This is a genomic window from Micromonospora palomenae, assembly GCF_007829925.1.
GTDB classification, from domain to species: Bacteria; Actinomycetota; Actinomycetes; order Mycobacteriales; family Micromonosporaceae; genus Micromonospora; species Micromonospora purpureochromogenes.
The window spans coordinates 2,193,546-2,207,177 of the sequence record NZ_VIXA01000001.1 but is presented as its reverse complement, the minus strand read 5'-3'; the positions used below and the strand labels follow the sequence as shown (position 1 = coordinate 2,207,177).

At 74.7% G+C, this 13,632-nt stretch carries 16 protein-coding genes; 8 read left to right on the top strand and 8 right to left on the bottom strand.

The genetic code is table 11. The features are described 5' to 3' along the window. The first annotated feature begins 60 nt into the window (after nt 1-60). On the top strand, nt 61-189 hold the full coding sequence (locus tag FHX75_RS31960; RefSeq protein ID WP_257028442.1) for a hypothetical protein: 129 nt from the start codon (nt 61-63) through the stop codon (nt 187-189). A gap of 46 nt (nt 190-235) precedes the next feature. On the opposite strand, the gene FHX75_RS10015 is transcribed toward FHX75_RS31960, so the two are convergent. Next, the gene (locus FHX75_RS10015) at nt 236-1,222 is read right to left on the bottom strand and encodes a pirin family protein (RefSeq protein ID WP_154938328.1); all 987 of its coding nucleotides are present in this window, start codon (nt 1,220-1,222) and stop codon (nt 236-238) included. 10 nt (nt 1,223-1,232) lie between these two features. Further along, complete coding sequence (locus FHX75_RS10010; protein ID WP_088962874.1) at nt 1,233-1,712, bottom strand: MarR family winged helix-turn-helix transcriptional regulator; 480 nt, start codon at nt 1,710-1,712, stop codon at nt 1,233-1,235. Nucleotides 1,713-1,871: 159 nt separating this feature from the next. Here FHX75_RS10010 and FHX75_RS10005 point away from each other — a divergent pair, with 159 nt between their 5' ends. Next, complete coding sequence (locus FHX75_RS10005; protein ID WP_154938326.1) at nt 1,872-2,399, top strand: GNAT family N-acetyltransferase; 528 nt, start codon at nt 1,872-1,874, stop codon at nt 2,397-2,399. 25 nt (nt 2,400-2,424) lie between these two features. Continuing rightward, a complete protein-coding gene (locus FHX75_RS10000) occupies nt 2,425-3,015 on the top strand; it encodes a DUF1684 domain-containing protein (RefSeq protein WP_154938324.1) in 591 nt (196 codons plus the stop codon). A 52-nt stretch (nt 3,016-3,067) separates the two neighbouring features. Here FHX75_RS10000 and FHX75_RS09995 read toward each other — a convergent pair whose 3' ends face one another. Beyond that, the gene (locus FHX75_RS09995) at nt 3,068-3,655 is read right to left on the bottom strand and encodes a YflT domain-containing protein (protein WP_154938322.1); all 588 of its coding nucleotides are present in this window, start codon (nt 3,653-3,655) and stop codon (nt 3,068-3,070) included. Nucleotides 3,656-3,763: 108 nt separating this feature from the next. Here FHX75_RS09995 and FHX75_RS09990 point away from each other — a divergent pair, with 108 nt between their 5' ends. After that, nucleotides 3,764-5,611 carry a glycoside hydrolase family 15 protein gene (locus FHX75_RS09990; protein WP_154938321.1) on the top strand — a complete coding sequence of 616 codons (1,848 nt, stop codon included), beginning with the start codon at nt 3,764-3,766 and terminating at the stop codon, nt 5,609-5,611. Then, a complete protein-coding gene (locus tag FHX75_RS09985) occupies nt 5,611-6,390 on the top strand; it encodes an SDR family oxidoreductase (RefSeq protein WP_154938319.1) in 780 nt (259 codons plus the stop codon). Before FHX75_RS09990 ends, FHX75_RS09985 begins: the two co-directional genes overlap by 1 nt. Before the next feature lie 17 nt (nt 6,391-6,407). Here FHX75_RS09985 and FHX75_RS30670 read toward each other — a convergent pair whose 3' ends face one another. Beyond that, the gene (locus FHX75_RS30670) at nt 6,408-6,551 is read right to left on the bottom strand and encodes a hypothetical protein (RefSeq protein ID WP_170285324.1); all 144 of its coding nucleotides are present in this window, start codon (nt 6,549-6,551) and stop codon (nt 6,408-6,410) included. On the opposite strand from FHX75_RS30670, the gene FHX75_RS09980 reads away from it, so the two are divergent. Next, nucleotides 6,538-7,038 carry a metallophosphoesterase family protein gene (locus tag FHX75_RS09980; RefSeq protein WP_154938317.1) on the top strand — a complete coding sequence of 167 codons (501 nt, stop codon included), beginning with the start codon at nt 6,538-6,540 and terminating at the stop codon, nt 7,036-7,038. The two genes, FHX75_RS30670 and FHX75_RS09980, sit on opposite strands and share 14 nt — an antisense overlap. Nucleotides 7,039-7,041: 3 nt before the next feature. Here FHX75_RS09980 and FHX75_RS09975 read toward each other — a convergent pair whose 3' ends face one another. Then, nucleotides 7,042-7,257: a DUF3072 domain-containing protein gene (locus tag FHX75_RS09975; protein WP_088962867.1), complete on the bottom strand. Its 216-nt coding sequence runs from the start codon at nt 7,255-7,257 to the stop codon at nt 7,042-7,044. Between the two features lie 100 nt (nt 7,258-7,357). On the opposite strand from FHX75_RS09975, the gene FHX75_RS09970 reads away from it, so the two are divergent. Beyond that, nucleotides 7,358-8,308, top strand: a complete 951-nt coding sequence (locus FHX75_RS09970; RefSeq protein WP_154938986.1) for an NAD(P)/FAD-dependent oxidoreductase — start codon at nt 7,358-7,360, stop codon at nt 8,306-8,308. An 85-nt stretch (nt 8,309-8,393) separates the two neighbouring features. After that, nucleotides 8,394-9,398: an anti-sigma factor RsbA family regulatory protein gene (locus tag FHX75_RS09965; RefSeq protein WP_170285323.1), complete on the top strand. Its 1,005-nt coding sequence runs from the start codon at nt 8,394-8,396 to the stop codon at nt 9,396-9,398. On the opposite strand, the gene FHX75_RS09960 is transcribed toward FHX75_RS09965, so the two are convergent. From FHX75_RS09960 to FHX75_RS09950, 3 genes are all read right to left on the bottom strand, one after another. Further along, nucleotides 9,357-10,643, bottom strand: a complete 1,287-nt coding sequence (locus FHX75_RS09960; RefSeq protein WP_154938313.1) for a cation:proton antiporter — start codon at nt 10,641-10,643, stop codon at nt 9,357-9,359. The two genes, FHX75_RS09965 and FHX75_RS09960, sit on opposite strands and share 42 nt — an antisense overlap. A gap of 68 nt (nt 10,644-10,711) precedes the next feature. Continuing rightward, complete coding sequence (locus FHX75_RS09955) at nt 10,712-11,425, bottom strand: HAD family hydrolase (protein WP_154938311.1); 714 nt, start codon at nt 11,423-11,425, stop codon at nt 10,712-10,714. A gap of 42 nt (nt 11,426-11,467) precedes the next feature. After that, nucleotides 11,468-13,594, bottom strand: a complete 2,127-nt coding sequence (locus FHX75_RS09950; protein WP_154938309.1) for an ATP-binding SpoIIE family protein phosphatase — start codon at nt 13,592-13,594, stop codon at nt 11,468-11,470. Nucleotides 13,595-13,632: the final 38 nt, after the last annotated feature.

Genomic DNA, 13,632 nt, shown 5'->3' with positions numbered 1-13,632 from the left:
CGCGTGCCCTGGTGGTGGCACCTGTCGGACCCGAGACGCGCACACCGAGGAGGCCATACCATGCCCGCCGAGACGACGAACCCCGTGACCGAGTACCGCCCTCAGGCGGTGGAGAGCGAACGGGGTGCGCTGTTGGCGGTGTTGCTCATGGTGATCCTCGGGGTCGCCGGAATCTTCGCCGTCTCCTGAGGCCGACGCGGGGCGCCCCGGTGGACCGGGGCGCCCTGGCGTGCGATCAGGGACGGTCGCCCTGGCCGCCGGTGTGCGGCAGCCGCTTGGCGGGGACGACCCCGAGCCGGCCGGCCTGGAAGTCCTCGAAGGCCCGGACCAGCTCGGCGCGGGTGTTCATGACGAACGGCCCGTAGTGCGCCACCGGCTCCCGGATCGGCCGGCCACCCATGATGAAGAGGTCCAGCGCCGGGGTGTGGGCGTCCTGCCGGGCGTCGGCGGTGATCCGCAGCGCGTCGCCCGGCCCGTGCACGGCCAGCTGGCCGGTGCGCACCGGCCGCCGGTCGGTGCCGACGGTGCCGCGGCCGCCCAGCACGTAGACCAGCGCGTTGAAGTTCGGCCGCCAGGGCAGGCTCAGCTCGGCGCCGGGCTGGAGCGTCACGTGCGTGATGGTGATCGGGGTGTGGGTCGAGCCCGGGCCCCGGTGCCCGGCCACCTCGCCGGCGATCACCCGGATCAGCGCCCCGCCGTCGGGCGTGGTGAGCAGCGCCGCCTCCCGACCCCGGATGTCCTGGTAGCGCGGCGGCTTCATCTTCGCCACCTTGGGCAGGTTGACCCAGAGCTGGAGGCCGTGGAAGAGGCCGCCGCTCATCACCAGGTGCTCCGGCGGCGCCTCGATGTGCAGCAGGCCACGGCCGGCGGTCATCCACTGGGTGTCGCCGTTGGTGATAGTGCCGCCGCCACCCTGCGAGTCCTGGTGGTCCATGATCCCGTCGATCATGTAGGTCACCGTCTCGAAGCCGCGGTGCGGGTGCCACGAGGTGCCCTTCGGCTCGCCCGGGGCGTAGTCCACCTCACCCATCTGGTCCAGGTGGATGAACGGGTCCAGCTCGGTCATCGGCACCCCGGCGAAGGCCCGGCGCACCGGGAAGCCCTCGCCCTCGTAGCCGCGCGGGGCGGTGATCAGGCGGCGCACCGGACGGAAGCTGGTGCTCTCGTCGAGCCGGGGCAGGCGGGGCAGGACGAGGACGTCGTCGACGGTGATGGCGGGCATCGCGAACTCCTTAGTCGCTCAGGGTGGACGACGCGTCGCGGTCGGCGCGCAGGCGCCGGCCGAGTCGTTCGAAGACCCGGGTCAGGGTGGCGACCTCGGCGTCGTCGAGGTCGTCCATCAGGTGCCGGCGGACCGAGGCCAGGTGCCCCGGCGCGGCCTCGCGCAGGGCGAGCAGCCCGGCGGCGGTCAGCACCGCCTCGCTGCCCCGGCGGTCCTGCGGGCAGGACTCCCGGGCGACCAGGCCGCGCCGCTGCATGGACGTGATCTGGTAGGTCAGCCGGCTGGGGGAGAAGACCAGGCGGTCGGCCAGCTCGCCCATCCGCAGCCGCTGCCCCGGCGCCTCGGCGAGCAGGACCAGCACGTGGTAGTCGGCGAAGCTCAGGCCGCGGTCGGCGCGCAGGTCGTCCTCCAGCTGGGTGAACAGCCGCTGGCTCGCCTCGATGTACGCGCGCCAGCCGGCCATCCGCGCGCTGTCCAGACTCTCCGTCACGGCTACGACGATAGCACTCTTTCAAATTTAAACAAGCTCTCTTCGAGCTGTCCTTGGCGGGCGGGGCGGGGGTGAGCGGCCGGGTACTTCAGTTGTGAAGGAACGCGATCGGCGGAAAGCGCGGGCGGGCCGGCGGCACGTCGTGCCACACTCCGGCCCGTGGATCCCGTCGACCTGACCGCGCCCGGCCTGCTGCTGCGCGCCTGGCGGGCGCGGGACGCCGCCGCCGTGCTCGCGGCGCTGCGGGAACCCGAGGTCGAGCGGTGGAACCCGCAGGGCGTACGGGACGAGGCCGGAGCGCGCGAGTGGGTGCGCCTGCGCGCGGACCCCAGGGCGGTGGACCGGCTCTCCCTGGCGGTGACCGACGCCGCCGACGGCACCCTGCTCGGCGGGGCCTCGCTCTTCCAGATCCACGACGGCAACGCCTCGATCGGCTACTGGACGGCCGCCGCCGCGCGGGGCCGGGGAGTCGCCTCCCGGGCCGTCACCGCGCTCGGCGGGTGGGCCTTCACTCACCTGGGCGTGCACCGCATCGAGCTCTGCCACGCGGTCGCCAACCCGGCCTCCTGCCGGGTCGCCGCGCGGGCCGGGTACCCGATCGAGGGCACCATGCGCGACTCCCACCGGTACGGCGACGGCCGCCGCCACGACGAGCACCTGCACGCCCGGCTGGCCACCGACCCCTGACCCGGGGCCCGGCTAGGCTCGACGGGTGGACGATCTCGAGCTGCTCGACTGGCGGGAGCGGGTGGCCCGGCTCTACCTCTCCGACCACGACCTGGCCGGCTTCCGCGCGGCCCGCGACGAGCTGTTCGCGGGGCACCCGCAGAGTCCGGTGCCCGCCGCCGACCGGGCGGCCTTCACCGGGCTGGGCTGGTTCCCGCCGAACCCGGACGCCGTCGTGGAGGCGCCGCTGCGCCCCGCCTCGGGCACCGAGAGCATCGACACCGGCGGCCCGGACGGCGTGGTGACCTACCGCCGGGTGGCGGTGGCGCAGACGCCGTGGGGCCCGCTGACCCTGTGGTGGATCGAGGCGTACGGGGGCGGGCTCTTCGTGCCGCTGCGCGACGGCACCTGCGGCCGGGAGAGCTACGGCGGCGGCCGGTACCTGACCGACACCGTCAAGGGCACGTACGGCCGAGGGCTCACCGTGCTCCCCGGCGGGCGGGTACGCCTGGACGCCAACTACCTCTACAACCCCAGCTGTGCCTACGACGACCGGTGGGCCTGCCCGCTCGCCCCGCCGGAGAACCGGGTCGACGTGCCGATCCGGGCCGGCGAGCTGGCGTACCACCGGGCCTGACCCACGCCGCGACGCCCCGGCGCGCGGTGCGCCGGGGCGTCGGGGTACGTGCTCAGCGGGCCGTCGCGCCGGTCGGGGTGAGGTGCATCCGTCCCAGCAGCTGACGCGCCTGGTCGGCGAGGTTCGCGTCCACGGTGACCGCGTACTGGCCGGCGCGCAGCGAACTGGCCGAGGTGAAGTCGCGCTGGCCGCCGGACATGGCGTGCGCGACCGCACCGAAGACGGCACCCCAGATCGCGCCGATGACCAGCCCGACCAGGATCACCGCCAGCCAGTTGCCGACCGTGAAGATGCCGAACAGCAGGCCGATGAAGAGTCCGAACCAGGCTCCGGTGCCCGCGCCGAGCAACGCGGCCCGCCCGGTCGTCAACCGGCCGAGCACGGTCTCCACCAGGGTCAGGTTCGTCCCCACGATCGCGGTGTGTTCCACCGGGAACCGGTTGTCGGCCAGGTAGTCCACCACCCGCTGCGCGGACGGATAGTCCGGGTACGAGCCGATCGTCACGGTGGGCGGCCCGGTCTGCGGGCCGTGCCCGTCACCGCTGGGCGCGGCCGGCCGGCCGGCCGGACCGGACGGGAGGTTCTCGTCGCCCGGCATCCCGGGACGCCAGGCCGCGGTCGGGTTCGAGGGTCTGGTCATCGCTGCCTCCTTCGTCGACCACCCGTCTTCCCGACGGTCCCCACCGGTAACGCCCAACCGCCGCCGACGTCGAGGAATGCTGCTTCGCCGGTCCGGGTAGGCACGGGCGTGCAGAGCGGACGGATCAGTGAGCACGGGTTCCTGGCCGACGGCAGCAGCGCCGTGCTGGTGGATCGTGCCGGCTCGGTGAACTGGTGGTGCCCCGCCCGGTTCGACGCGCCGTCGGCGTTCGGGCGGCTGCTCGACGACCGGGCGGGGCACTGGTCGATCCAGCCCGAGGGCGGGTACACCAGCGAACGCTCCTACCTGGACGACACGCTGGTGCTGCGTACCGTCTTCACCACCACGACCGGCGCGGTGGCCGTCACCGACGCCCTGGCGCTGGAGCCCGGGGCGCGCGGGCACGACATCGGCCGGCGCTCCCCGCGGGTGCTCGCCCGGGTGGTCGAGGGACTCGCCGGCGAGGTGCCAATGCTGGTGGACTACCAGCCCCGGTTCGAGTACGGGAGGGTCAGCGCCTACCTGACGAACTCCGATGGGGTGATCGACGCGGCCGGCGGCGGCTGCCGACTGCGACTGCGCGCCGACGTCGCGCTGGACTGCGGAGAGGACGGGGCCACCGCCCGGGTCACCGTCCGCGCCGGGGAGACCTACCGCTTCACCCTCGGGCACGCCCCGGCCTACGGCGACGCGCAGCCGGCCACGCCCGACGCCGACCAGGTGGTCGCCGATGCCGTCGCCGGCTGGCGGTCCTGGGCGGCGCTGCACGACGACTACCAGGGCTGCTACCGCGACGCGGTGCGGCGCAGCGCGATGGTGGTGCAGGGCATGACCTACGGGCCCAGCGGAGCGGTGGTGGCCGCGGCGACCACGTCGCTGCCCGAGCAACTGGGCGGTGACCGCAACTACGACTACCGCTTCGTCTGGGTGCGCGACTTCAGCCTCACCCTTCAGGCGCTCTGGCTGGCGGCCTGCCCGGACGAGGCGAACCGGCAGTTCTCCTGGGTGGGCCGGGCGATGGGCCGGATCGGCGACGAGCCGGTGCCGATCATGTACGGCGTCGACGGCGGACGGGACCTCACCGAGCACACCCTCGGCCACCTCTCCGGCTACGACAACAGCCGGCCGGTCCTGGTCGGCAACGACGCCTGGCGGCAGCGGCAGACCGACGTGCTGGGCGAGGTCCTCGACGCGGCCTGGCTGATGCGGTACTACCTGGACCCGATGTCGCCGGACGTCCGCCACCTGCTGCGCGCGCTGGCCGACCGGGCGGTGTCGGACTGGCGGCGGCCCGACGCCGGGATGTGGGAGGCGCGCGACGCGGAGCGGCACTACGTCTCGTCCAAGGTGCAGTGCTGGACGGCGCTGGACCGGGCGGTCCGTTTCGGCTCCCGGCTGGGTGACCCGGCGGACGTGGCCCGCTGGGCGGCGGCCCGCGACGAGGTGCGGGCGGCGGTGCTGACGCGCGGCTGGAACGAGCGGCTCGGCGCCTTCACCGGGGCCTTCGACTCCGATCAACTGGACGCCTCGGTGCTGCTCATGCCGCTGGTCGACTTCCTGCCGGCGGACGATCCCCGGATGCGCTCCACGATGGACGTGGTGGAGCGACGGCTGTCCCGCGACGGCCTGCTGCGCCGCTGGGACGACGACCCCGCGGGCTTCGTCATCTGCTCGTTCTGGCTGGTCGGCTGCCTGGCCAAGGCGGGGGAGCGGGACCGGGCGGGCCGGGTGTTCGAACAGCTCGCCGCCCGGGTGAACGACCTCGGGCTGTACGCCGAGCAGATCGACCAGGCGACCGGGGAACACCTCGGCAACTTCCCACAGGCGTTCTCGCACATCGGCCTGATCAACGCGGCGGGTCATCTCACCGCCGCCGACGAGCGGGCCCGCAGGGCCACGGAAGGCGACCGACAGCCCGTGCCGGCCGGTACGGGACCCAGGGAGGGAGCACGCTGATGACCGGACGACTGGCGGGCAGGACCGCGCTGATCACCGGCTCGGACTCCGGGATCGGACAGGCCACGGCGATCGAGTTCGGCCGGGAGGGCGCCGACGTGGTGGTGCACTACCTGCACGACCACGCCGGGGCCAACCACACCCGGGCCGAGGTGGAGAAGGCCGGCCAGCGGGCCATGGTGGTGCAGGGCGACATCAGCGTCGAGCAGCAGGTGGAGGCGATGTTCGACGAGGCGCTGGCCGAGTTCGGCGTGCTGGACGTCCTGATGAACGACGCGGGGGTGGACGCCTCCGGCATCCAGGTCGCCGACCTGGACACCGAGACCTGGGACCGGTGCATGCGCACCAACGTCTACGGGGCCTTCTTCTGCTCCCGACGCTTCGTGCGGCACCGCCGGGACCAGGGTGGACAGGGGAAGATCATCAACATCACCTCGATTCACCAGGAGGTGGCCCGGGCCGGCGGCGCGGACTACGACACCAGTAAGGGCGCGATGTTGGAGTTCGCCAAGAGCCTCGCCCTGGAGGTGGCGCCGATGCGGATGAACGTCAACAACATCGGACCTGGGATGGTGCTCACCCCGTTCAACCAGCGGGCGATCGACGATCCGCAGTACCTGGAGGAACAGGTGCAGTCCATCCCGTGGAAGCGGGCCGCCCAGCCCGGCGAGATCGCCAAGCTGGCCGTCTTCCTCGCCAGCGACGACGCCGACTACGTCACCGGGTCGACGTACTTCATGGACGGCGGCCTGATGCAGAACCAGGGCCAGGGCGCCTGAGCGCACCCTCGCGCCGGTCACCCGGCGGCGCGCAGCCGCGCGGCGGTGGCGTCGTCGGCCGGGAAGAACGACTCGTCGGCCGGGCCAGGCGGCGGCGCCGCGCGCCGGGTGTCCACCCGGATCGGTGGACTGGCGGAGAATGGTGAGATGCGCCTGGTCATCCTCGCCGACACCCACGTACCCAAGCGGGCGCGCGACCTGCCCGCGCCGGTCTGGTCGGCGGTGGAGGCCGCCGACGTGGTGGTGCACGCCGGTGACTGGGTCGACGTGGCGCTGCTCGACGCGATGAGCGCCCGGGCCCGCCGGCTCGTCGGCGTGTACGGCAACAACGACGGCCCGGAGTTGCGGGCCCGACTGCCCGAGGTGGCCCGGGTCGACCTGGACGGCCTGCGGGTGGCGGTGGTGCACGAGACCGGGCCGAAGACCCGGCGGGAGGAGCGCAGCGCGGCCCGCTTCCCCGACCGTGACCTGCTGATCTTCGGCCACTCGCACATCCCGTGGGACAGCGTCGCCCCGGGCGGGCTGCGGCTGCTCAACCCCGGCTCGCCCACCGACCGGCGGTCCCAGCCGTACGCCACCTACCTGACGGCGCGGGTGGCAGCGGGGCGACTCGACGAGGTCGAGCTGCACCGCCTGCCCCCGCGCTGAGGGTCACCGGCCCCGGCCGGTCTCCTCCTGCAACTCGTCGATCCGCCGGGACGCCTCGGCCTTGGTCAGGTCGTCCGGGACCTCCTCGCCGGCCTCCCGGGCCAGCGTGTGCAGGTACGACTCCTGGGCGGCGGTCGGCGGCTCCTCGCCGGTCACCCAGTCGTCCGGGTCCTTGATCGCGCCCCGCGGATCGGGCTGCTGTCTGTTGCGGTCGGCCATGATGTCCACCTTTCTTCGAACAGGTGTACCCCTACCCACGGTGTCGGTCCTTCATGCCGCCCGCCGCCAGGGCACATACGATCACCCGGTGACCTCGGGCGTGATCGTGGTGGGAGCCGGCATCGCCGGCGTGGCGTGCGCGACGGAGCTGGTCCGGGCGGGCGTTGCAGTGCAGATCCGGGAACGGGGCCGGGTGGCGGGCGGGCGGATGGCCAGCCGCCGCTTCGACGGCCGCCCCGCCGACACCGGCGCCGCGTACCTCACCGTCGACGACCCGGACTTCGCCGAGGTCGTGCGGGGGTGGCGGGCCGCCGGGCTGGTCCGGGAGTGGACCGACACCTTCGTGGCGTACGGCCCGGACGGCCGGCGCGAGGTGACCGGTCCGACCCGCTGGGCCGCCCCGCGCGGTCTGCGCTCACTGGTCGAGGAGCTGGCCCGCGATCTGCCGGTGAGCGTGGACCGGCTGGTCATGACGGTGCGGCCGGGCCCGACGGTGGACGGAGCCGGGTGCGCCGCGGTGGCGCTGTGCATGCCCGGCCCCCAGGCGGCGCTGCTGCTCGACCCGGAACTGGCCGACGCGACGCGCGCCGCGCTGGAGCAGCGCTGGGCGCCGACGCTCAGCGCGGTGCTGCGCTTCCCGAACCGCCGCTGGCCCGAATTCCGGGGCGCCTTCGTCAACGACCACCCGCTGCTCGGGCTGGTCTGCGACGACGGCGACCGACGCGGCGACGGCGCCCCGGTGCTCGTCGCGCACACCACGCCGGAGTTCGCCGCCGGCCACCTGGCCCAGCCCAGCGCCGCCGGGCCGGCCGTCGAGGAGGCGGTGCGCGATCTGCTCGGGCTGCCCGAGCCGGCCGAGCTGGTGCACGTGCACCGCTGGACGTACGCCCGCCCGACCGCCGCTGCCGGGGACGGGACGTACCACCTCGACGACGACGGGGTCGGGCTGGCCGGCGACGCGTTCGGCCGGCCCCGGGTGCAGAGCGCGTGGCGCTCCGGGCGGGACCTGGGGCGCGCCCTGGCCGAGCGGGTGCTCGCCGTGCGTGGCTGACCGGTACCGGTGCGCGCACCGGCCGCCGGCGGGGGGCGTATCGTCCGTCAGGGGAGGTGTGCGACGTGGACGGGGATTCCGGACGGTGGGGGACGGCGTGACCGGCCGGGGCCTGCGGCACGACGCGCTGCTCTACGCCGACGACCACGACTACCTCGACGCCATCACCGCCTTCGTGGCGGCCGGCCGGGCGGCCGACGAGCCGGTCCTGGTCGCCGTCCCCGCGTACCGGCTCGGCCAGGTCGGGACCGCTCTCGGCGCGTTCGCCGGGGTGACCCTCGCCGACATGAGTGCCATCGGGCGCAACCCGGCGGCGATCATCCCCACCGCCCTGCGCGACTTCGTGCACCGGTTCCCCGGCCGCCGGCTGCGGATCGTGGGGGAGTCGCTCTGGCCGGGCCGGCGTCCGGCGGCGTACCGGCACTGCGTCGAGCACGAAGCCATGATCAACCTGGCGCTCCCGGCGTACCCGGTGAGTGTGCTCTGCCTCTTCGACCGCTCCCGGCTGCCCGCCGACGCCCTCGCCGACGTGGGGCGGACCCACCCCGTCGTGCGCAGCGGGGCGCTGGCCCGGCCCAGCGCCGGCTACCAGCAGCCCGAGACGGTGCTGGCCGGCTGCGCCGAGCCGCTGCCCCCGGCCCCGCCCGACGCGGCGACGCTGCGGGTGGAGGCGGCCGGCCTGGCCGCGCTGCGGGCCGCCGTCGCCGCCACCGCCGTCGCCGCCGGACTGCCCGCCGACCGCGTCGACGACCTGCAGATCGTCGTCACCGAGCTGGCCGCCAACGCGATCACCCACGCCGGCGGGCCCGCCACGGCCCGCTGGTGGGTGGCGGCGCCGGACGAGCTGGTCTGCGAGATCAGCAGCCACGGCACGCTGGCCGACCCGCTCGCCGGCCGGATCCCGGCCCCGGCGTCGGCCGAGCGGGGACGCGGGCTGCTGCTCGTGCAGCAGCTCTGCGACCTGGTCGACATCCGCACGGTCGACGGTGGTATCACCGTCCGGGTGCACCTGGACCTGCCGGCGCCGGCCGCGGTGCCCGCCCCGCGGTCAGCCCCGGACGCCGCCGAGTGCGGGCTCGCCCCGCTCTGACGGCTCCTTCGTGCGCTCGCCCGCCCGGTCGAGCAGCTGCATGACCGGGGTCGCGGCGATCCCGTGCACCACCACGGACACCACCACCACCAGCCCGACGGTCGCCCAGATCAGGTCGGCCTGGGGGAAGTCGGTCTTGCTGGTGGCGTACGCCAGGTAGTAGAACGAGCCGACGCCACGGATGCCGAACAGCGAGATCACCCAGTGCTCGGACGGTCGGCCGGGCGCGCCCCGCAGCGACAGCCAGGCCACCAGCGGCCGGACCACGAAGAGCAGGGCCAGTCCGACCGCCGCCGCCGGCCAGGTCAGCGGAGCCAGCAGGCCGTCGATCACCGCGCCGCCGAAGAGCAGCAGCAACAGCACCGTCAACAGCCGCTCGATCTGCTCGGCGAAATCGTGCAGCACCGAGTGGAACTCGTGGGTGCGCTCGGCTGCCCGGATCGCCCGCGCGGCCACGAAGACGGCCAGGAAGCCGTACCCGCCGATCACCTCCACCAGCCCGTACGCCAGGAAGGTGGCGGCCAGGGCGAGGAAGCCCTCGGCGTGCCGGGCCAGCCGCAGCTCGCTGGGGGCGCGGAAGAACAGCTTGCCGAGCAGCCAGCCGACGAGCAGCCCGCCACCGACGCCGACGACGAGCTTGTAGAGCACGTCGACGGTGAACCAGTCGGCGAGCCAGTCCGCCGGGGCGAGGCTGGTGGTGGCGATGGCGATGGCGGCGTAGACGAACGGGAAGGCCAGCCCGTCGTTCAGGCCGGCCTCCGAGGTGAGGGCGAAGCGGACCTCGTCCTCGGAGTCCTCCACGTCGGTGGGCTCGCCCACCTGCACGTCGGCGGCGAGCACCGGGTCGGTCGGGGCCAGCGCCGCCCCCAGCAGCAGCGCGGCGGCCGGCACCAGGCCGGCCCACCACCAGCCGAGCAGCGTCACCGCCGCGATGCACACCGGCATCGCGATCGCCAGCAGCCGCCAGGTGGACGACCACCGCCGCCAGCTCAACGGCCGGTCGATCTTGAGGCCGGCGCCCATCAGGGCGACGATCACCCCGATCTCGGTCAGGTGGGTGGTCAGCTCCGGATGGGCCAGCGGGTCCGGCGACGGCAGCCCGGTGGGCAGCAGGAAGACCAGCATGCCCAGCCCGAGGAACGCGATCGGCATGGACAGCGGGCGGCGCTCCAGCACCCGGGGCAGGATCCCGGCCAGCAGGGCGCCCACGCCCACCAGCGCGAACGCGACATCGACCGGTTCCACGGCACCACCTCTCGCACCTCGCCCGCGCCCGCGCGCGAGGTGGGGACTGTGCCCCGTGCTCCGGCGGGCTAAGCCTCGGTGTCCGGCTTGTCCCGCGGTGACGTCCGCCTCGGTGTGACGAGGGGGGAGTCGGCCAGCGCGGCCAGCAGCGCCGCCGGGTCGTCGTAGACGGCGACCGCGCCCGCCCCGGCCAGCTCACCCCGGCTGGTGCCGCCGCAGGTCAGCCCGACGCAGGGGATGTCGAGCTTGGCGGCGGCGGCCACGTCCCAGACCGAGTCGCCGACGAAGACCACCCGCCGGGCGTCCAGGCCGGACTGCTCCAGGGCCGCCACCAGGATGTCCGGCGCCGGCTTGCTCTGCTGGGCGTCCGCCGACGAGGTGACGGTGTCGACCGCGTCGTCGGCGTCCAGCGCGGCGCGCAACGCCCCGACCTCGTGCTCGGCGGCGGAGGTGGCGAGCACCACCCGCAGGCCCCGGGCGGCACAGGCGCGCAGCAGCTCCGCCGCGCCGGGCAGCGGGGCGAGGCGCTCCCAGTACTCGGCGAAGAGGCTGTCGTGCGCGTCGCGCAGCTTGCCGTCGGCGTCCCGATCCCGTTCCGGGCCGAGCAGGTGGTCCAGGAGCTTGTCCGAGCCCATCCCGATGGACCGGTGGATCAGCGACATCGGCACCCGGTGCTCGGCCTGCCGCAGCGCCTCCCACCAGCTCACCGTGTGCAGGTAGGTGGTGTCGACCAGCGTGCCGTCGACGTCGAAGAGGACGCCGGAGGGACTCTCTGCGCTCATGGGCGTCCTCCTACCCCGCTCGGGCGGCGCTGACGCCCGTACTCATCCCGCCGGAATGAGGATCTCGAACCAGACCGTCGAACCACGGACCGTGGGGTCGGTGCCCCAGGCGTCGGAGAGCTGCTCGATCAGGCCGAGGCCCCGGCCCCGGCTGCTCAACGTGTCGGTCTGCGCCCGGGTCACGGTGCCCCGGGTGCCCGAGTCGGCGACCGACACCAGCAGCCGCTCCGGGCTCAGGTCGATCTCCACCCGGGCGGCCGTGCCGGCGTGCAGCAGCGCGTTGGTGGTCAACTCGCTGGTGCACAGCACCGCCGCGCCGATCACCCCCTCCGGCACCCGCCAGTCGGTCAGCTGCGCGGTCAGCCAGTGCCGCACCCGGCTCGGCGCGGTCGGCTCGGCCGGCATCTCCATGCTCGCCGAGCGGCTCGGCTTCAGCGCGTGCTCCACCGCCAGCACCGCGACGTCGTCCTCGGTCGCCCCGGCCACCGCGCCGGTGGCCACCGCGCAGAGCGCGCGCGGGTCGCCGCTGGCCGCGTCGGCCACCGCCGTGACCAGCACGTCCAGCCCCGCGGTGAGGCTCTGCCGCCGCCGTTCGACCACCCCGTCGCTGTACAGCAGCAGGGTGTCCCCGGGCCGGAACGGCACGGTCGCGGTACGCGGCCGGCAGCCCAGCCCGAGCGGGGCGCCCGCCGGCAGCTCGACGAAGGCGGCCGTCGCCGAGCCGTCGGGGTGGCAGCGCCGGATCAGCGGCGGCGGGTGCCCGGCGCTGGCCAGCGTGATCTCGCCGCGGTCGGCGTCCACCACGCCGAAGACCACGGTGACGAAGAGCTCCTGGGTGCCGGTCTCGGTGCCGAGGCTGGCCACCAGCCGGTCCAGCCCGGTGAGCACGGCGTCCGGGCGCGGGTCGGCCAGCGCCAGGGCGCGCAGCGCCGCCCGTACCTGGCCCATCCGGGCCGCCGCCTGCACGTCGTGGCCGGCGACGTCGCCGAGGACCACGCCCAGGTCGCCGGTGGGCAGCACGAAGGCGTCGTAGAAGTCACCGCCGGCGGCGTTGCCGTCGACGCCGGGGTCGTACCGGGCGGCGATGCGCAGCCGGGGCAGCGCGGGCAGCCGCTCCGGCAGCATGCTGCGTTGCAGCAGCTGGGCGGTGCCGTGCTGGGTCTCGAACCGGCGGGCCCGCTCGGCCGCCTGGCCGACCAGCTCCGCCGAGGCGGCCAGCAACGCCCGCTCCGCCGCCGACCAGCCGTGCGGCGTCCGGTAGCCGACGGCGAGGCCGCCGCGGATCACCGAGGAGCGCAGCGGCAGCGCGGCCAGCGAGCGGATCTTCTGGTCGTGCCGGTCGATGGCGCTCGCCCGCAGCGGTTCGCCGTCGCCGACGAAGTACGGCACGCCGCTGCGCGCGGTCACCACCACCGGGGCGGGGGAGTCCGCGGCGGTGGGCCGCCACAGCGGAGGCAGCCGCTCGTCGGCCTCGTCGAGCAGTTCGCCCCGGATGCGCCGGACCATCCGCCAGCCGGGGCCGTCGTCGACGGCGAAGGTCACCCGGTCGGCGTCGAAGGAGTGCAGCGCGTAGCGCAGGGTCACCCGGGCCACGTCGTCGAGGGTGAGCGTGCCGGAGAGCGCGGCGGCGAAGTCGCTGAGGCTCTGCAACTGCTGGGTGAGCTGGGTGGTCTGCGCGGCCACGGTGAGCACGCCGACGATCCGGCCGGTGCTGTCGCGTACCGGCGAGTGGCCGCGGGTGAAGACGGCGTGGTCGCCGGTGGCGGCCAGGTGCCGGTCGACCGGCAGCATCGACTCCCGCTGGAGGAAGGACTCGCCCCGCCGGTAGGCCCGTTCGATCACGTCGCCCACCCCGGGGGTGTGCCAGAGGTCCGCGAAGACCTCGCCGGCGGGCCGGCCGAGGGCGTCCGGGTGCCGGTCCCCGATCAGCTCGGAGTAGCCCTGGTTGTAGAGCAGCACGAACTCGTCGCCGTAGTAGAGCGCCATCGGCACCGGCGAGGAGAGGATCACGTCGACCAGGGCGCGTACCGCCGGGTCCCACCGCTGCGGCGGCCCGAGCGGGGTACCCGCCCAGGGGTGGGCGAGCACGGTCGCCGCCACCTGCGAGACCGGGGCCGGTCCGGGGGCGGCGGGTGGTGGCGTGGGGACTCGCCCGACCGTGCCTGGCATGTCACGCAGCCTAGCCGGAGCGTCGCGCAGAGGTTTGG